This is a genomic window from Bacillus sp. CCNWLW194 (genome assembly GCF_037120585.1).
Taxonomy (GTDB): domain Bacteria; phylum Bacillota; class Bacilli; order Bacillales; family Bacillaceae_G; genus Bacillus_A; species Bacillus_A basilensis.
This window is the reverse complement of record NZ_JBBBBL010000004.1, coordinates 249,057-267,779: the sequence shown is the minus strand read 5'-3', so window position 1 is coordinate 267,779 and position 18,723 is coordinate 249,057. Positions and strand designations below refer to the sequence as shown.

The following is an 18,723-nucleotide window of genomic DNA, read 5'->3' as shown; positions in this document are numbered from 1 at the left end:
TTTATTTTCTACCTTCATAATGACCTAATGCACTACCATCTGAAAATACTTGAACTTTCCCTTTAAAGTACCACTTAATGCCTTCACTCTCAAAATAACTTGCAAACACACCATCATGTCTGTAAAAATCATAAGTTTTATAGATTTGACGACCTGGGTCCCAAGTGTAAGTAAAATTAAACTCATTATTAGTTGATGAGTAGTTTTTGTCCACTTTGATTTCTTGCACAATTGGTGCCACTTGCTTTGTATTCTCTACACCTTCTGTACTTGCCGATGCAGAACCAATTCCTCCCGTTAATGCGATACCAGTTGCTAATGTTCCAACTACTAATTTCTTAAACATACTAATTCCCCCTTGATAGTTTTATAACTTACATATCAACTGTAACACAATTTACTTTAATGTTAATATATTACAACTGTAGAAATATTTATCTGTATTTTGGGAATATTAGGAATTTTATTTCAGGACAGATAGAATTTATGTTTTTTAACTTGGGAATACTTACATATAAAACCTCTTTTTAAAGGAGATACAAATGAATTTTCTAAACGAATTTATTTCCATTCATGATGTTCAAATCAGGCAAAACCCTATATATACACAAATACTCTCTGTAATAGATATAGATGAATTTCTTACACAGTATCAGAGAAGTACATCCGTCCCCTATGCAGAAGCAACTCATTTGGCTTGCAGACAAGCAACAATGTATATCTTATATAAATTAGCATCGGCAATTGAAAATAAAGAATCTGCACTTAATACTATTCGCATTTGTGAAGGGTATGTATCTCAACAACATCACACTTGGATTCTTATAGAAGATGAGTTTTATGTCGATTTAACATTAGCTCAATTTTTCCCTAATCACTCTATTCCGAAGATATCTATCTTACCAGTACATACAGCACCCTACAAACATGTAAAACATTACTCATGGAACCATTGGGTTCAATTGCAACCAATAGAATAGCAAAACCATACAATCAGACAAATTGACAACCTAAAACAGCATCAAGCTCACATGCTATCGAATCTACTTCCTATCTGGTATAAGCTTAATTTACAACAGATATTAGGAGGTTTTTTTGATATGTTAAAACAATATATAAACGAGTATTTAGAAGAGACTATATACAATGAAAATAGCGTGGCTCTTTTATTTAGTGGTGGAATGGATAGTTTATCTCTTTTGTTATCCTGCTTAGAAATTGGCATCCGTCCTACTCTTTATACGTTCTATCTAAAAAGCTACACTTCTTCAGATATAGAATGTAGCAGAAGAATAGCAGATATTTTTAATTTAAAATTAACTGAGATTCCAATTGAAGATGTATCAATTACTCAGTTAGAAGCAGACGTTAGATATATCATTGAAACATTTAATGTTAAAAAGAAAACAGCCATACAATGTATTTATCCTTTTCTATACACTGCTCCTCAGATTAAAGAAAAATATGTATTAACTGGAATTTGCGCCGACCTACTATATGGAACACCTCGTAGCATGGCAAAACACGCTAAAGATTTATCACAATTCAATGAGATTAGAGATAAGCGAATGAAAGACGATTCCACTTCTTCTTATAAACAAATCAAACAACTGCTAAAAATGCATGATAAAGAACTTATCGCACCCTATAAAGAGTGTATTCCTCTTAAGAACTATTTACGAGGAATGACATTTAAAGAGATGAATTCGCCTAAGCAAAAACTTCCTGCCTATCTCTCCTATCAAGAGGACATTGAAAAATACAACCTCTATCGAAGAAATGAAAGTTATCAGATAGCATCAAGGATTCGGGAATGGCACGATTCTTTATTAACTACCCATCTTAATAGTAACAATCAATTCAAAACCATCGTATCTCTCTACAACTATCTATACAAAGAAATTCATGGAGATTCTAAATGAATCTCTATTTTTATCATCAACTATTGTAAAAATATGTCGAAAATAGTATTTTTCGGAATAAATACGAACATTAGTTCTTGTTTTTTCTGCGCTTCTATTGTATATTAGAGTTGGGAAAGAATTTCCTCAGATGTTTAACTTTTAAAAGTTATGAACATAACGATAATTATTACACTGAGAAATGTATGTATTACGTCCTCCCTACTTTTACAATATTTTTATGAGAAATAGAAAAATAGAATCGTTATCTTTTTAATATGGCGTGAGTTTTGGAGGTCTTCTCCCTTCTATTAGTTTCGGTGTTTATTTATTTTTATTCACTTTTTAAAATATAAACCCCGAACATTTTGTAAGAAAATGCATTGATTTGGTATTTTTATTCACTCGATATTAAAAGCAACTTCTCTTCCCTACTATTTTGAAATACGAAAGGAGATTTTTTATGGAATTGCAATTTCTGAAAAATGGCTTTGTTTTAGATGGTAATAAATATAAATTTGGTAGTCAGTTCTATCCTCTATCGAATCTATCTAAGCTCAAATGCTTTTTTCATGACAATACTCTACCCTTACCAGTAGAAACTGTCGATAAATTAGATGAGCTATTTCATAATATGACTTTTGAAACAGGCAATTGTTATGAGAATGCGAAAACCATTCATGATTTGATTAAGAAAAATTACAAGGAATTAAAACCTATGATTTATACAGGTTGGATTTTTCCTACCCCATCCTATCCTGTTCACCATTCATTTGTTGTATTAAACCAAAAACATATTGTAGACCCAGGCGTTCCTATTTTAGAACTCGAATATATGTTGGAACAATCACAGAAAAACAGTAGTGCAGAAGAAATCGCAAAAGGTATTGCAAATATAAGGAATTCATCGAAAAACAATCGTTTTTCAGAGCAATATGTATTAGGAAAAGGATATCACTTAGTAATCTACTATGCCTCTCCTGATACATATGAAAATTCTCTTACGATTCGAGACTATATAAATCGAATTGCCCATAAGCATCCATCTTATAAGGAAGCTATACAGCGATTAAATTCTGGTACACATTTCAAACAGTTAATTCAAAAAGAACAATAGATGAACTCTACAAATATGAGGAGGTTTAGACATGAAGAAGGATATTGAAATTAAACGTCAAGAGAAATTACGAAAAAAGCTCCTCTCTCTTCCTGACTGTGCAGTGGACTTCATTTATTCATTAGAAACATCAAAAGAATTAAATACTCGTATCGAATATGCTAAAGACCTGAATCTGTTTTTTGATTTTCTTCTGCTCGATAACAAAGTTTCAGCAAACCATACCAGGGATATTACAACAGTAGATTTAGATTCTTTACGAGATAGAGATATTATTGATTTTATGGATTACTTAACACATTATTCAAAAACCTTTTTCACTTCAAAAGGTAAAGAAACCACACAAGAATTCACGAATACATCCAGTGGGAAATCAAGAAAACTTGCTACTTTGCATAAATTTTTCGGATATTTATTTAAGCAAAAGCGGTTATCAAAAGATGTAACAGCAGGTATTGAAATGAAAGTACCAACGAAAGCGAAAATCAAAAATAGATTGAGTCCTCAAGATATAGAGATATTCTTCCAGACGATTTTGGAAGATGTACAGATTGAAAACACAAGAAAAGAAAGCTTTCATAAAAAGGTTAAATTTAGAGATTACATCATGGTATTAACTATGGCTTATACGGGTATTCGAGTATCCGAATTGGTTCAGTTGGATATAGATGATGTATATATAGAAAAACAGATGCTCGTGGTCATAAGAAAAGGTGGAGATGAACAAGCTATTCCAATGCCAGGAAGGATTCTTGATGATTTAACAGCTTATCTTGTAGAGAGAAAGAAATTAACCGATGTAAAAAAAGAAGATGCAAAGGCCCTATTTGTTTCCCTTCATAAAAAACGGATGAATGAAAGAACAGTGCGTTTAATGTTGGAGAAATATAGAGTTCGTAGTGGTTTAGATATAAAGATAACACCACACGTTTTTAGACGTACATTTGGAACAAATCATTACAATACCTATCAGGATATGTATTTGACGGCACAGGTGTTAGGACACGGGTCCGCGGAAACAACGAGACGATTTTATGCCGACCCTTCTCAAGAACGTGTCTCTGAGTCAATGAAACAGTTTGATTACGAATATGAAAACAAGGAAAAAACAGGCGAGTCCATTCAACTCTCAAAATTAGAACAACTTGCAAATAAGTTGGGGATGGATGTTAATGATTTAATGGCTGAATTAAAGTAAAAAAGCAGAGACAATTCTCTGCTTTTTCTTTAAATAACAAATAGTTTTCCTTAACTCCGTAACTAAAGATAGAAGCTTCTCTTTTTAATAACAAAAAGTTTAGATATAAAATATACTCATACGATACGAAAAACGTTGTTTAAATAACAAATAGTTCTATATAATTGTTTACTTGCTGATATGGTTACTATTGCACTTTTCATTTTTTAATAACACTGAGTTCCTTGTACAAGCTTCAAAAATACTACCAGTTCCTCGCTTATAATAACAAATAGTTTTTACATAACATAGGCGAGCAATCGAGTGACTTACTTAACAATAAGTTACATTTGTACTTATCTTCAATGATTCTCTGTCTTCTGCTCTCTTCTTTCAATAACAAAAGTTCTTACTTAACTACTACTTAGAGTTTCGATACATCTATATTACATCCACAATAACTTCTTGCATATAGATAAACGGTTCGACCATTCAAAATTTTTATCCTTCCATTTCCTTCGATGCTTCTTCCATTGCATAGCTCAATCGAATCAAGAAGTCTTTACACTCTAATTGCTCTACTTCTGCTTCTATCATATTTCTTATCCTTGTTGCTTCAAGTTTATTCTCTTTATTTGCTTTCAATTGTTTTTTTAGAAAGGCAATCCTTCTCATGTTTTCAATTACATACGGTTGCAAGTTTTCTCTCATTTCTTCTGCATTCATAAAGACACCTCATCCAATCAACATTTGTCTCATTATGAACATAATCATTACGATTCATTCATTTTTAGATTTATACACAGTCTATTACATAGAAAAGAACCAATACCTATACAGATACTGGTTCTTCTACTAAAACACTATGCTCTTAGAAACTTCTCAACACTTCCCAAACACATAAAGCAATTAAAATCAACCCTACTAATGTATACAACATACGTTACACCTCCTGTTTCACCAAATGATAGACGATGTTAGATATAATTATTAGTCTGTGTACTTAATAAGCTCGTCTTCCCTTATAATAATTACGTCTATATGAAAGTTTAAAAACACACACTCTTTTCATAAAAACACACATTATTTCCTGTAGACTCTTCTTATTTCCCGCAGACTCTCTTTGTTTCCTATGAGTTTGTCACTAAAAAATTTACAACTCACATAAAATTCACGGTCTTTGCAATAAAAAAGAAGAACACGGTGGGATTTTCGTGTTCTTCGTCATTTTACTAAGTTCATAATATTCTTTTGTAGTCTTCTAATCTTTCTCAGTCTAAAGTACGACTTTGTATCTTGTATGACTTTATACCCGTCTGTTTGATACTCAACTTGATTATCTATAAACGTTTTCGGTATGAGGTTTCTTAAATCCAAGAAACAAAACAATGTTACACACTCGATAAACGTAATATCCCCTTTTATCATACCTACTGCCAAATGATAAAAATCAAAAGAACCTGTTCCGACTAAAACTATCGCCAATATAGATGTAAATAAAACACCACCTATAGAGATGAGATTTTTCATTAAAAACTTTCTCTCGTTTGAATCATCAATTTCAAAATAACAACGTCCTCCTGTTCCTGTAAGGAATTGTAGTTTACCGATTTCAAAGAGTTTTTTATTTCCACCTATCTGAATAGCAGTGACTTGATTCCTTGTAATACAGACAAAAAATGCATGACCTAATTCATGAATAAGCACTACACATTTACTTGCAAAGAATACTTTGCATATTAGAATAAAAGTAAGACCTATATAAGACATCATTTCCACGTTACGTCCTCCTAAATAAATTCAAATTGAATACCTAATTTATAAATTTATTTATTATAGACTTTGGCGTGTATTCTTATAAAAAAAGAAAACTCCTTGCTCTTAGCAAGAAGTTATGTTCATAACATTTAGTTTTTACTTTAAAATACAGAACCGAACGGAATCCGCAAACATTCTAATAACACATAGTTTTTGATAAGAATATCATTCTTCTTTTAGATTACGTTAAGTTAATGAACTTGTATATAACAAAACGGTTCGAGCTCAAAACTTTTGGAGACCTTTTCAACATTAAAAGTGTTTTTCTTTTCTTATGTAAATTCACCTTTTCTATTTGTTTTTCATTTTCAATATTTCAACCCTTATCTCATCAATTAATTCGTGTGTTTTTGAAGGGAAGTTCTTAAGGTGTGGTGCATACGTCACAGTTTTCACCTTTAATAAATTACTTTTAAACTTTTTCTTCATTTCATCACCTTCTACATCATATATAAATTCATTTTCATCTATTTTCTTAGAGCCCATCTTTTAATTTATCAATAGCATGTTCTTGTTTTTCTATTAATTCTCTTGTGTATTTAGCCATAGGTACTTCAATTGCTTCCAATTTCTCTTTTCGAATATAATCAGGGTAATTGAACTCTGATAATTTATTAACTATCTCTTCCTGAACGGATTTCTCAAGTATTTGAATCAATACTTGCGGTTTTTCCTTTAATAAAATTGACAACACTGGATGCTGTTTCACTTTAGATAAAAAAAAGAATTCATTCTCTGTGAATTGATAATCTTTCCTTGAATCCATATTTAATCAGCTCCCTTTATTCATTTAGATAATTGAAAGTATTTAAAGAAAAAAGCATGGATTAACCATGCTTTTATCGTCTTCTAAGTTTGCTAAACAAACGTTTATTTTCAGTTAATAATTGTTGAGTATGTAAAGCTGTTGGGATTTGAACAACCTCACAGTTTGGGTCCTTGCTTAAAAAGAAGGGAATATTTTCTGTTTTTGAATCTCTTATTTGTTTTTCGTTTTCAATAACCATCATTTTGTTCATAATATCTCCTCCACTTCCTTTACCATTATTCTATCATATAGTTATTTTTTTAACCAACTATGAATAATAGCAAGGTCATATACATTCGATATGTCATTATCAAGCATTATACTTTTTTGACTTGTTACTACGATTACAATGTTTTCGACAATAGATGTAGCTACCATTACCATATTCGTCTCTGGTTGTAACACCCCTTTTTCAACATTTAACTCATCATACTGCTCTTGTGAAATCTTTATTCCATATTGAGTCGTTAATTGTTGCATCAATACTTGCGGGTTATTGTTTTGATAAACATCAATTTTATAATCGCATAAATTAGCATACAAATTCATAATGCTACCTAAAGAATTCAAGTATTTAGCTGAAGTATTCATATCCACCTGCTTAAAGTAATTAGGATTCATACTTCTAATTACTGCTGAGAAATTTGCGTCTCTTGCTTTGCCCATCTCAATCGTTTTCGTTAAATCTTTATTATTTTTCTCAATGGCTGTTAATTCAGTTCCCCATATTTTTGATATTCGTGGTGTTTGAAAAATTGCCAAATCCACAAATACAAAAATAGAAACATACAATAGATAGTCCTGCCAATCTTTCGCATTAAAACCTACCGCATTAAAATGAATTCCCATCGCAAAAATCAATAAAAAATACCAAGTTTTTCGCAAATTATGAGTTAATTCTTCATAAACTGATGTCTTAAACCAACTCAAATACAATGAATATACCAAGAAACATATTGGAACAATCCATTTAAACTTTGCTATAAAACTACCAACTTTAAATAACCCTGTAAAAATACCAATTCCTGTAACCATACAATATCACCTCTTTAAAATAAAAAGCAAATCAACTACATACATATAATTGATACAGAACAATAAAAATCCTTTTTAAAAACATAACTTTTTTACATTGTGAAATTATCACTCCTTTTTCATTAAATCTATATATTATAAGCAAGTTATATCGGATACATAAGAGAATAAAAGACAAAATAAAAACAATGACTACAATAGCCATTGTTCGTAATAAATAATAGATAACATATAGTTTTTATGAGTTTTTGCTAAATAAAGGCGTCCTTATAATGCTAATAACAAATAGTTCATAATAACTGTGAGAACTTCTCCACAAATTTCAATAACATCAAATTCTTTATATACTTCATACACTCTATTGTTCTGGAACAAACTTCAATTCAGCTATATCACCGTGATTAATTTTCTGTTGGACTCTTTCTTTAATGTCTTCTGAGATTTCAGCGTTTAATTCTCCTGCTAACTTCTCTGCAATCTCCATTTGCTCTACAAGTGTTTCTATAACTAAATTTGGGGCCTTTTCTTTTTTTAAATGCTCCACTGTTTTCTTAGCCTGATTAGCAAAACCATTCAAAGCATTCATTGTAACTTCTTTTTCTTTTAACAGTTTAATATTCATTCTCATCACTCCCTATTGTTTACTATCATTTCAATAACATATAGTTCGATATAAATAGCATAAAAAAAGATTCCGTTCTCTCAATAACTTTAAGTTCTATATAAAAATAAAAACAAGACTCCCTAATCCTAATAACAGACAGTTTTATATAAACAAAAGGAATACACTCAATTTTTTAATAACATGAAGTTATATATAATTAGTAACAAACAAATGTATCTACTTTAATAACAATTAGTTCCCACTTAATCAATTCATTTCTGCTTGATGATTTCGCAAATATATTCTAATAACAAAAAGTTCATAGATAATGACAGGCTCATACACTATGTAGCATAATTTCTATTCTTCTATTTTACCTTTACTCAATCTATATAGATAGAGCAAAACAGTTCGAGCTTATAAAAAAGAGCCATTCATGATGACTCATTAAATCAAAGTTACTTCAAATCTTATACATCTGCAATTTATTAAATGGAAATAAAAAAACACCCATCAAAATGACGGATGCTCCACAAAAAATATAGAACAGATATGTTTTTATTATATCGTAGAAACATATGAAATGATACCTAATTCATATGCTCCTCATTCAAATTCTACTTGTAATTCACCTTCTTCAATATATATTCGTTTAATAATTGGATTTTGCTCTGGAATAGGCTCAACCGCCAGTATATGAAGCAATTTACTATATTTCATGATTTCATGTACGCTTAATGAATCAGCAGTAAGAGAACCAATTCCAAATCCATGGAACCATTTCTCTGCTTCTACACCATACGCCCCATCTAATAGCTCATCCCGATAATCTTCACTACCTATAATGATAACTTCATTCATATATTCAGGAAGAATGGTATCAAGAGAAGCAATGGTTCCTTGTTGTAAACATTCTTCTACTGAGATATCATCTGGTCCTTCTATTTCTCCATTCTTAATTTTCGTTTTAATCCCCCACTGATAGACGACATCTTCATCCAATACCAATAATTCTTTAGGTACTTCACAGACAATATAAACAGGAAAATCTCCAGTCTCATTCCAAAGTGAAGTAATAGATTCAGATTCGTAACGTTCTTTGCCTACTTGATTAATGAGTGACTTCTCATTTGCATAGAAAGCATACCAATAATGCCATTTTGTTGATAAATAGACCAATTCAGGATTGGAAGGTACGTCAACAAAGTTATTTATTTTATTTTGATTTCGAGGTGTAATTCCATGTCGTAAAATATCATTTAATCTCTTAGTTGTCGTTCCATGATATAGCGTAATCGTGTTCCATGGCTCTTCTACTTCTGTAAATGCCTGTTTCTTTTTTACTGCATTTTGTTTGATTAATTCTTTCATATCTTCTAAATTCATTATAAATAGCTCCTTTAGATACAATTTATTTAAATACCTGCTTTGTTATGTTCATAACATTATACTACATCATCAATATTCTTCATTCTATTACACAAAATAAAACTACCTATTATTAAATTAAATAGGTAGTTTTATCCATAATTATACATTTTAGTGCTAATTCACTTAATTCAATTCCAGTCAAAATCAATTTGTAATTTCTCGTCTTTAATATAAATACTTTTTATTTTAGGATTATCTTCAATAATTGGAGAAAACACCACAACTTTCACTAAATTACCATAAGCTACTTGCTCATATAAATTTAATGAATCAGCAGTTATTGAGTCAGTCCCAAATCCTTTAAACCAAAGATTCACTTCTTCTCCATATGCTCCATCTAACAATTCATCCCTATATTCTTCACTACCAATAATGTTAACCTCATCTATATACCAAGGTTTAATCGTATCAATCGAAGCTACCATGCCATGTTCTAAACAATCCTCTAACGAAATATCATCTGGGCTTTCAATATCTCCATTTTGAATTTTCTTTTTAATATCTAATTGATGAACCACATTTTCATCTAATACCAGTATTTCTTTTGGCACTTCTAAAGAAATATAAATTGGAAAGTCACCTGTTTCATTCCAAAGAGAAGTAATAGACTCTGATTCATATCGTTCTTTCCCTACATTTTCAATTAATGATTTTTTATTTTCCTGAAAAGCGTACCAGTAATGCCATTTTGTTGTTAAATAAACCAACTCAGGATGTGAAGGTACACCATTTTGAGGAGTAATTCCATATTGTAAAATATCATTCAATTTTTTACTTGTTGTTCCGCAATACACCCTAATAACTTCCCAAGGTTCCTTCAATTCTGTAAACATTTGCTTTCTTTTCATTGCATTTTGTTTAATTAATTCTTTCATTCCATCTAAATTCATTTTAAATAGCCCCTTTTACATTAAATTTATTTAAATACCTGTTTTGTTATATTCCTATCATTATACTATTCCAATACTTCATTCATTCAATCAATAAAATATCTGTCAGCATACATATTTCCCTTCATAGTTCGTCTTCTATTAAAAAAACTATATTACATCCTTTTATTTTAATTTTTAAAGGTTAAATAATTGCAAAATATAGTCAATTCTCCTTATGATAAGAAGATGACGGTTTTTATTTCCTATTCAAATACGGTTAAGGAGCGTGAAAATATTGGCTATTTTTATTATGATTTTAGTTATTGTTATTATTGGTATTGGAGGTTTGTTTGTAATCAAACAGTTTTCAAGCCAAAATAAAGAACAAAGCTTATCCTCCTTGTTAATTACAACGGGTCTTTCTTTAGTTGTCAGTGCTTTTGGTTCTCCCTGGGACAAACCAATACAAACCCTATCTATCTTAAAAAATAGTGAAACAGCGAAAGATTCCATCGCTATTACAAAAGAAATGTCCGAACCTAATGTTCTTCAACTTATTGTCGGTGCACTATTATTCTTGGCAGGTATTTACTTCTGGAGATATATTAAAAATAGAATATTCATTTTAAACATCAACGGTTATTTTGATAAAAGAATTGAAGGACATAATCGTGATTTAGGTTTAGGAACATTTGAATTCAAAGAAAGAGAAATTGATTTCATTCAAACCTATAAAAAAGGTATAAATCCTACTACTACAAAAGATATCGCTAATATGCTGAAAGAAAAAATAACTTCCTTTAAAGATGAAAGTAAAGAGTTTAAAAGAGGTTACACAGGTATCGCTCCTATCCCGTTTGTAGCATTAGCAGGAACACATTTACAAAGAGAAAAAATAGACCATTATTTCGAGTTCGACAAAAAAGAAACAGAAAAATTCTATGAGTTAAAAGAAGGTAATGGATACTCCGCTTTGGAGGTTAAAACAGATTTGAATCATTTAAATCCAAATGCAACAGAAATAGTATTATCTGTTTCTGTCACAAAAGAAATTAAGGACGCTCAATTAACTCAGTTTCATGGCATAGATGTCGTCAAACTGGAAGTAGATACACCAGATGATAATAAAATACGCTATACCAATCAACTTATAGAGTATGCAAATATTATCATGGATACAATTGAAGAAATCGGGGCAACAAAAGTTCATTTGGTTTGTTCAAGTCAAAGTTGTTTAGCATTAGAAATAGGAAAAAGAATTGAAAATTATAGAATGGCACAAGTTATCTGCTACTTCTTTGATATGCATACCCCAAAAAAATATCCTTGGGGCATTGTTCTTAACGGTGACGAGAAAGGTAAATACATTCAAGCGTAATGGAGGATGCTTATGTACGACTTAAATAACAAACTTATGAAATTTTACAAAAAAGATGTTGTATTACAAGGAAAAGAAAAAAATCAATTATTCAAGTTTAGAACATTGAATCTTGATAGATTAAAAGACGGATTAAAAGAATACAATGAGGAAAAGAAAACGAATTATTCAATTGTAGATACCGTTGTTCAAGGAAGTGTAGCTATGTCTACAGTTGTGCAAAATGAAAGTAATGATTACGATATTGATGTTGCTATCATTTTTGATAAGGACAACTTACCAGAAGGAACAACCGCAACAAAGAATATGGTAGTAACCGCACTGAAAAAGAAATGTAAACAATTTAAAGAACCACCTACAGCAAAAACAAACTGTGTACGAATTGTTTATGAAGAGGGCTATCACATTGATTTTGCTATTTATCGAAGATATAAAGACGAATATGGTGAATATAAATACGAACACTGTGGAAGCGAATGGCGACCAAGAGACCCAAGAAGTATTACCAAGTGGTTTAATAATGCAAATAAAGAGAAGAATTATAACCTTCGTATTGTAGCAAGACTGTTGAAAATGTTTTGTAAATCCAGACCTAAATGGGAAATGCCTGGTGGTTTAGTCCAATCCGTACTTCTCAACGAATGTTTTCAAGCTGAAACACGCATAGATGAAATGTTTTATCATACATTAGTTGCAGTAAGAGATAGATTGGCCATAGATAAAGAGGTAAATAACCCAACTGATGAAGAGCAAAGCCTTAAATTAATTCAAAAAGATGATGTTCGATTGGACAGATTAGAAAGAAGATTAACAACTTATTTAGGTAAGTTGGATGTTTTATTTGATGCAGGTTGTACATCCGAACAAGCAATTAAAGCATGGCAAGAGTTCTTTAATCATGAATATTGGGAAAAACAATTAGAACAAGAAAAAGAAACAAATTCGGCTGTGAGCAAATCTTATGCTTCTACAGAGAGTAGACTATACAACGAGTCTGAGGAATTTATTGAATATATGTTCCCTGTAAATATTCAGTACCACTTATCTTTAGACTGTCGCATTACACAGGATGGTTTTCGACCTTACTTTTTAAATGATTGGTTAAAAAGAGGTCTGCATTTACCAATCAGCAAACAACTTGATTTTTATATAAAAGACAATTACGTTACAAAACCATATCATGTGTATTGGAAAGTTAAAAACCGTGGAGATGTAGCGAAAGAAAGAAACTGTGTAAGAGGACAAATTATTAAAACCAATTCAGAAACACTTAAAGAATGTACATCTTTTAACGGTGAACACTTTGTTGAATGTTATATAGTTAAACAAGGGGTTTGCGTAGCAAGAGCTAAAATTGATGTACCAATTCAGGTATAAGTCATATCAATTAAATATTCAAAGAGCAGTGAGTATTTAACCCACTGCTCTTTAAACTGTCCAAAAGTACAATTCATCTTCTTATAATTTATATATATACATTACTTATCTTTTAACAGAGTATTTATTTGTAATAACAAAATAAAAGAGAGCAAGTTTACACTCGCTCTCTCCATTAATAAGGTAATATTAACCGCTCATCATAGACTTTGTTTGATTCTTCCCCTACTTCTTTTATATAAATAACAGGAAGTTCTTTCTCTTTGCTCTCAAACATTGATTTATCATTAAAAATTGTAGTAATTCCATGGGCTTGAACTGTTACATTAAAATGCTCTTCTTCTTTATCATCATCACAAATTGGCATAAAAACACCAGTATCCCCAATCGGAATCTGAGTGCAGTCGCCTTCAATTTTCACTTTTTCTATTTGTCTATCTACTACTTGTCCTATCACATTTTCTTCTGTTCTAACTGTATGCTCACAACCGAACAAAAAAGATGAACAAGTTAATAATAGAATACATACTTTAACTGTTTTAAGTGGTTTTTGCAGTTTCATTTCTAACACTCCTATATTCAAGCTATTATATTGGAGAAATCAACGTCTGATAACTTTTCTTTCTTAATACCAAAAATTAAATCAAATGGTCCTCTCTCTGCAACAAAAGAATATGTTCCTTTTATTGTATATACTTGGTACTCATCTGCTCTTAAACGTTCAATAATTACCTGTTTCCCTCCTGGTGCAAACTCAGGAGCAGGAAAGGCTCTATAAATCATCTTTCTTAACCGTTCGTCTTCCTCTTTTTTATTTCTTTTTTCGGCTGAGTTTCCTACATCATTCATTACAAGAATACAGAGCAAGACTAAACCACTGAATATAATAAAGTCATGAAACGATGGAAATTTATAAAATAAAAAGATAGAACTGCCTCCTAATAGTAGATACTTCACCTTTATCAGTCCTTTCCTAACATAGGTTTTTAATGGAATCAAAATACTTCCTTGAAGAAATTTATATCTGATAATTTTTCCTTTTTCATGTGCAGTATTGCATCTTCTTCCCCTCGCTCAATAACAATGGAGTAATCTCCTTTTTTTGTATAAACCCGATACTCATCTTTTTTAACAAATTCAATAATGGCCTTTTTTCCTTCAGGAGCATATTTAGGAGCAGAAAAGACTATATGAAGTGATTCCCTCAATCCGATATCTTTGTTCTTATCATCTACCTTTTCAAGATATGTTTTTAAATCATACAAAATAAAATATACACAAACTGCAACACCGATTAAAACACCAAGCTCATCAACGTATGGGTATATATATATTCCAAAAACAAAAATTAAACCTACCAATAGATACTTAGCCTTGCTCATCCTTTTTTCACCCCTTTATTATTTTGCTTCCATCACGAAATTTCTTTGAAATAATCTACATCTGATACTTTCTTATACTCATAGCCAATTCCTTGTGCAGAAGAATGTATAGTGAGTACATACTCCCCTTTTTTTGTGAAAATTCGATATGTATTTTCTAACGATTTTTCGAATAGGACTGTTTTTCCTTCAGGAGCATATATAGGAGAATAAAACTTTTCATAAATACGAGCTTTCACTACGCTATCAGCTATGATGGACTCTCCTTTTAGCTTTTTTTTATAAATATATATAACCCCTAATAATGAAATAAAAAGAACACCCCCAGAAAAGATATTCATGTTCAAAATAGAGCCAATTATAGCAAACAAAAAACCTATTACACTACAAATAAATTCTTTTCTATACATGTTATTTACACCTCACATTTCCATTAATCAGACACTCTTTGTAATGCATCTTTGAAATTTGTATCAGATACCATTTTGGCATCAGTAAGTTTTGTATTACCATCATACATGTCCATTTTGAAAATAAATTCTCCATGCTCACAAAACACACGATATGATTCTGCTTTCTTTGTCATATATTCATAAAATCCCTTTAACTTAGAAGTCGATTTATTTTCTAAACATTCTACGACTATTGATTCTTGTTCTACTCCAAAGCATTTTGAAACATATTCTTTAACTGTTACAATTCTTTTCTCTGCCTCTACTTTTCTATTCTTTATATACCTCATATATACAGGGACTAAATAAAAGAGAGGGCGAATAACAACCGCAAAAAATGTGATACCCCCCAATATTCCTAATAAGACATATTTTGAATTTTCCACATGAGATGTTATATTCATCATTATTCCCCTCCACATTTTTCTACTGCTGAACACACTCTTTATGCTTAATAATAATTTCTTTTGGTGTTACCTCAACTAAAATGGTGAATTCCCCATTTGCGGTTAAGACATTGCATGTTGAAAGGTAAGATTGTTCTTTTCCAATTAATACATGTATAAAAGGAACCTTTTGGTCACACTTTACAATGCAATCATCATTTTTTAACTTCATGACACTTTTTAATTTCCTATGAATTCTCTTAAAATTAACCTCTTTCATATCAATTAATTTAAATAAAGAGATGAAATTGTAAATAAGTACAGCATATATGGTCAAAATAACAGAACCTGATATATTATGATTCACAACAAACTTTGTTAATAAAACAAAATAAGGAACTACTACTACTGCGATTTGAATTTTATTCGTTTTCATTTGAATTCCCTTTCTTATTTATCTTTAAAAAGTCGTTTTTTTACTGGTTCGTTATACTTAAAAATTAACAATCCGATAATGATAAACAGTGTGATTTTAGGGAATAACCAATTGAATAGAATTGCTCCTCCCCCAATACAAGAAGCTGAAATTACATTCTGCATTGAACCTACTTTTTTTAACCAATTTTTTAACATTTTAAATCTCTCCTTTTTATCTATTATCAATTCTTATATAAACCCAAAAATATTTATTATGTATTTATTTTGCAAATTCTTTTCTATAATCCGTATGAGAAATACGCTCAACGTTTTTCACTCGTATTCCTTCTTTATATACCTTCACAGTACATAAAAGTTCTCCATCTGGAACGAACACCTTTAACTCTATATGATAGGAGGCAAAGCATCTCTTTAAAAAATCTTTCCTTGTTACTCCTTTTTCTTCTTCTACTAAAACAAAACTATCATTCTGACCAGTAAAATAATTTTCGTTAAGATACTGACTTAATAAGCGTTTAACCCTGTCAAAATCATATTTTGTAATACGTTCATATTCTTTCTTGATAAAATACATCGAAATACCTACTCCGATAAAAACAATCCCTGTAATTCCATACATAACTACAGTTAGATTATTCATAACAAGATTCTTAACCCATAAAACACCCCATACTATGATGTTCAAAACGATTAATCCTATTCCCAAAAAAATTGTATATTTCATCAGAGCTACTTCTGGGTCATCTTTATGAAACATTTCTACATCTCCTTCCTTATTTATATCTTTTTATTAATATAATAAAATGTTGATTTTTAACATACCCATTTATTTATATACATATAGCTCTCTACCATAGCTTACATGTGATACCCGTTTAGAGTTTATTATTTCTACATCCTGTTCATTAACCTTCACTTCATATAGAAACTCTCCACTCGGAGCAAATACAGGAACTTTCACTTTATATGTAGAAAAACATCTTTTTAATATTTTTTTTCTTGTTAGATTTTTCTCCTTATCAATTAAAACAAAGCTGTCTTGCATTCCTAAGTAATAGTGCTCTTTTACATGCTGTGTGATTTGTTCTTTTATCCGAACAGAATCTTTCATTTTAATGCGGTTATATTCTCTTCTTAAAAATGTTATAAAAATACATACAACCACAAATACAAAAAAGCCTATTAATTTAACAATAAATTTTATAACATTCTCGGAATTCAGCTCTGGTGTAAGAATGGGAATAAAGAACGCTATTAAAGGCAGTATTGCATATAGGAATAAATTTGAATTAGAGTGTTCTTCCGACTCCTTATCAAACATTTTAAGCCCTCCCTTAAACTGTTAAACTTTAAATATTCTTGGATTTATATAGGAATTGATAAAGTATCTATTCCTATATTTTTTATTTCTTATAAAATTCTTTTGCAAAATTCACATTTGAAACTTGTTTGAAATCTTTGAGCCATACCTCATTTTTATTCACCTTCACTTGATATACCAATTCTCCATGATGAGCAAAAACATGAATCGACAATTCGTATGTACGAAAACATCTTTTCAAGATTTCTCTTTTTGAAACTTCTTTTTCATCAATTAAAAAGAAAGTCTCTTCTGGATAAAAACTACGAATATGTTTTTTGATTTCTTCTTTTATTCGATTGAAATCATTTGTTTTAATTCGGTTATATTCACAATACACATTTCCTGCAACTAAGCTAACAAAAGCAGAAACCCCTGTTATAAAGTAAAATATATTTGAATTATAGAGATTAACAAACATATGTACAAAAGAGATAATTAGAAACGCTATAATCGTAATAGCTACTGTTGCAAACATTATACAAACTAATAAATCATCAGATTCATCATCAAACATCCAAATCACTCCATCTTCCTATTTTTTAATTCACATAAAGTTCTTTATTTAAATTCATTTTTGATACTCGTTTTACTTTCATAACCTTCTTTCCACTTTAAGGACTAAATTCTAAAATTCTAAAAACAAATATTACTATTTTCAAATCCCTTTCAACGCTTTATCAAAATCCAAATCAGAAATTTGGTCGAGATTTTTCAGTTCACCTAATCCATCTTTTAATACATTCACAGTACAGGTATACTCTCCAAACATTGTAAAGAATCGGACGTCTTCTTCGTAAAAACCTTTTAAGCATCTATCTTTGAAAGAGCTTTTATTCAACGCTCCGTTTCGATGAATGATAATGTTCATTTCTCTAACTGTCTCTAAGAATTTCTCTTCCACTTCTTTAGGGTGCTGATTTTCGTAAAGTTTATAATAGGAGTCATTTATTAATTTTGTAAAACCCTCTCTCACGCATTCTTCAATGACTAACATATTTTTTGTTTTTGATTTTTTATAATTGAGGAAGAAATGAATCATAGTAATGAAGCATATATATATCAATAAAATAATAAAATATCGTTGAAAATTCTCTTCCACTACAGCCATAATCGACATAATTGTCAGACCCATCATGAACAAACTTTCATAATTCTTTTTATCCATATAGACACCTCCCTAAAAA

General features: G+C 30.4%; 27 protein-coding genes. 6 read left to right on the top strand and 21 right to left on the bottom strand.

The annotated features are described in order from the left end of the window. Position 1: 1 nt before the first annotated feature. Positions 2 to 346 carry an LCI fold-containing protein gene (locus tag V7S50_RS10980; protein ID WP_336375998.1) on the bottom strand — a complete coding sequence of 115 codons (345 nt, stop codon included), beginning with the start codon at positions 344 to 346 and terminating at the stop codon, positions 2 to 4. Positions 347 to 542: 196 nt separating this feature from the next. Between V7S50_RS10980 and V7S50_RS10975 the strand changes: the two genes are divergently transcribed. From V7S50_RS10975 to V7S50_RS10960, 4 genes are all read left to right on the top strand, one after another. Then, complete coding sequence (locus V7S50_RS10975; protein WP_336375999.1) at positions 543 to 980, top strand: hypothetical protein; 438 nt, start codon at positions 543 to 545, stop codon at positions 978 to 980. A 120-nt stretch (positions 981 to 1,100) separates the two neighbouring features. Further along, on the top strand, positions 1,101 to 1,922 hold the full coding sequence (locus tag V7S50_RS10970) for an asparagine synthase-related protein (protein ID WP_336376000.1): 822 nt from the start codon (positions 1,101 to 1,103) through the stop codon (positions 1,920 to 1,922). A 442-nt stretch (positions 1,923 to 2,364) separates the two neighbouring features. Beyond that, positions 2,365 to 3,018 (top strand): hypothetical protein, encoded by a 654-nt coding sequence (locus V7S50_RS10965; RefSeq protein ID WP_336376001.1) that lies wholly within the window; start codon positions 2,365 to 2,367, stop codon positions 3,016 to 3,018. A gap of 31 nt (positions 3,019 to 3,049) precedes the next feature. Next, positions 3,050 to 4,216 (top strand): tyrosine-type recombinase/integrase, encoded by a 1,167-nt coding sequence (locus V7S50_RS10960; protein ID WP_336376002.1) that lies wholly within the window; start codon positions 3,050 to 3,052, stop codon positions 4,214 to 4,216. A 480-nt stretch (positions 4,217 to 4,696) separates the two neighbouring features. On the opposite strand, the gene V7S50_RS10955 is transcribed toward V7S50_RS10960, so the two are convergent. The 9 genes from V7S50_RS10955 to V7S50_RS10915 form a co-directional block, all read right to left on the bottom strand. Continuing rightward, entirely contained in the window at positions 4,697 to 4,921 is a 225-nt protein-coding gene (locus tag V7S50_RS10955) for a hypothetical protein (RefSeq protein ID WP_144536697.1), read from the bottom strand. A 498-nt stretch (positions 4,922 to 5,419) separates the two neighbouring features. After that, entirely contained in the window at positions 5,420 to 5,968 is a 549-nt protein-coding gene (locus tag V7S50_RS10950) for a site-2 protease family protein (protein WP_336376426.1), read from the bottom strand. A 336-nt stretch (positions 5,969 to 6,304) separates the two neighbouring features. Next, entirely contained in the window at positions 6,305 to 6,442 is a 138-nt protein-coding gene (locus V7S50_RS10945; RefSeq protein WP_336584252.1) for a hypothetical protein, read from the bottom strand. A 46-nt stretch (positions 6,443 to 6,488) separates the two neighbouring features. Then, entirely contained in the window at positions 6,489 to 6,779 is a 291-nt protein-coding gene (locus V7S50_RS10940) for a hypothetical protein (RefSeq protein ID WP_061662499.1), read from the bottom strand. A 73-nt stretch (positions 6,780 to 6,852) separates the two neighbouring features. Continuing rightward, on the bottom strand, positions 6,853 to 7,032 hold the full coding sequence (locus tag V7S50_RS10935) for a hypothetical protein (protein WP_001038517.1): 180 nt from the start codon (positions 7,030 to 7,032) through the stop codon (positions 6,853 to 6,855). Positions 7,033 to 7,073: 41 nt separating this feature from the next. Continuing rightward, positions 7,074 to 7,856 carry a type II toxin-antitoxin system SpoIISA family toxin gene (locus tag V7S50_RS10930; RefSeq protein WP_000256069.1) on the bottom strand — a complete coding sequence of 261 codons (783 nt, stop codon included), beginning with the start codon at positions 7,854 to 7,856 and terminating at the stop codon, positions 7,074 to 7,076. Between the two features lie 358 nt (positions 7,857 to 8,214). Continuing rightward, complete coding sequence (locus tag V7S50_RS10925) at positions 8,215 to 8,478, bottom strand: hypothetical protein (RefSeq protein WP_336376004.1); 264 nt, start codon at positions 8,476 to 8,478, stop codon at positions 8,215 to 8,217. A gap of 588 nt (positions 8,479 to 9,066) precedes the next feature. After that, a complete protein-coding gene (locus V7S50_RS10920) occupies positions 9,067 to 9,846 on the bottom strand; it encodes a hypothetical protein (RefSeq protein ID WP_336376005.1) in 780 nt (259 codons plus the stop codon). Positions 9,847 to 10,019: 173 nt separating this feature from the next. Next, complete coding sequence (locus V7S50_RS10915; protein ID WP_336376006.1) at positions 10,020 to 10,781, bottom strand: hypothetical protein; 762 nt, start codon at positions 10,779 to 10,781, stop codon at positions 10,020 to 10,022. A gap of 268 nt (positions 10,782 to 11,049) precedes the next feature. Between V7S50_RS10915 and V7S50_RS10910 the strand changes: the two genes are divergently transcribed. Then, the gene (locus V7S50_RS10910; RefSeq protein WP_336376007.1) at positions 11,050 to 12,141 is read left to right on the top strand and encodes an SAVED domain-containing protein; all 1,092 of its coding nucleotides are present in this window, start codon (positions 11,050 to 11,052) and stop codon (positions 12,139 to 12,141) included. Between the two features lie 12 nt (positions 12,142 to 12,153). Further along, positions 12,154 to 13,518: a nucleotide-binding domain-containing protein gene (locus tag V7S50_RS10905; RefSeq protein WP_336584251.1), complete on the top strand. Its 1,365-nt coding sequence runs from the start codon at positions 12,154 to 12,156 to the stop codon at positions 13,516 to 13,518. A 175-nt stretch (positions 13,519 to 13,693) separates the two neighbouring features. On the opposite strand, the gene V7S50_RS10900 is transcribed toward V7S50_RS10905, so the two are convergent. The 11 genes from V7S50_RS10900 to V7S50_RS10850 all read right to left on the bottom strand — a co-directional run bounded on the left by V7S50_RS10900 (position 13,694) and on the right by V7S50_RS10850 (position 18,704). Then, a complete protein-coding gene (locus tag V7S50_RS10900; RefSeq protein ID WP_098297492.1) occupies positions 13,694 to 14,080 on the bottom strand; it encodes a hypothetical protein in 387 nt (128 codons plus the stop codon). 17 nt (positions 14,081 to 14,097) lie between these two features. Continuing rightward, positions 14,098 to 14,517, bottom strand: a complete 420-nt coding sequence (locus V7S50_RS10895) for a hypothetical protein (protein WP_336376009.1) — start codon at positions 14,515 to 14,517, stop codon at positions 14,098 to 14,100. Continuing rightward, entirely contained in the window at positions 14,514 to 14,900 is a 387-nt protein-coding gene (locus V7S50_RS10890; RefSeq protein WP_336376010.1) for a hypothetical protein, read from the bottom strand. Before V7S50_RS10890 ends, V7S50_RS10895 begins: the two co-directional genes overlap by 4 nt. Before the next feature lie 32 nt (positions 14,901 to 14,932). Next, entirely contained in the window at positions 14,933 to 15,310 is a 378-nt protein-coding gene (locus V7S50_RS10885; protein WP_336376011.1) for a hypothetical protein, read from the bottom strand. A 23-nt stretch (positions 15,311 to 15,333) separates the two neighbouring features. Further along, positions 15,334 to 15,759, bottom strand: a complete 426-nt coding sequence (locus tag V7S50_RS10880; protein ID WP_336376900.1) for a hypothetical protein — start codon at positions 15,757 to 15,759, stop codon at positions 15,334 to 15,336. A 19-nt stretch (positions 15,760 to 15,778) separates the two neighbouring features. Beyond that, complete coding sequence (locus V7S50_RS10875; RefSeq protein ID WP_336376013.1) at positions 15,779 to 16,174, bottom strand: hypothetical protein; 396 nt, start codon at positions 16,172 to 16,174, stop codon at positions 15,779 to 15,781. A 14-nt stretch (positions 16,175 to 16,188) separates the two neighbouring features. Next, positions 16,189 to 16,371, bottom strand: coding sequence for a hypothetical protein (locus V7S50_RS10870; protein WP_242297580.1), 183 nt, complete (start codon positions 16,369 to 16,371; stop codon positions 16,189 to 16,191). A 64-nt stretch (positions 16,372 to 16,435) separates the two neighbouring features. Then, positions 16,436 to 16,933 carry a hypothetical protein gene (locus tag V7S50_RS10865; protein ID WP_336376014.1) on the bottom strand — a complete coding sequence of 166 codons (498 nt, stop codon included), beginning with the start codon at positions 16,931 to 16,933 and terminating at the stop codon, positions 16,436 to 16,438. Positions 16,934 to 17,002: 69 nt separating this feature from the next. Beyond that, the gene (locus V7S50_RS10860) at positions 17,003 to 17,497 is read right to left on the bottom strand and encodes a hypothetical protein (RefSeq protein ID WP_336376015.1); all 495 of its coding nucleotides are present in this window, start codon (positions 17,495 to 17,497) and stop codon (positions 17,003 to 17,005) included. 82 nt (positions 17,498 to 17,579) lie between these two features. Further along, positions 17,580 to 18,053, bottom strand: a complete 474-nt coding sequence (locus V7S50_RS10855; RefSeq protein WP_336376016.1) for a hypothetical protein — start codon at positions 18,051 to 18,053, stop codon at positions 17,580 to 17,582. A gap of 141 nt (positions 18,054 to 18,194) precedes the next feature. Then, the gene (locus tag V7S50_RS10850) at positions 18,195 to 18,704 is read right to left on the bottom strand and encodes a hypothetical protein (RefSeq protein WP_336376017.1); all 510 of its coding nucleotides are present in this window, start codon (positions 18,702 to 18,704) and stop codon (positions 18,195 to 18,197) included. Between the last annotated feature and the right edge of the window lie 19 nt (positions 18,705 to 18,723).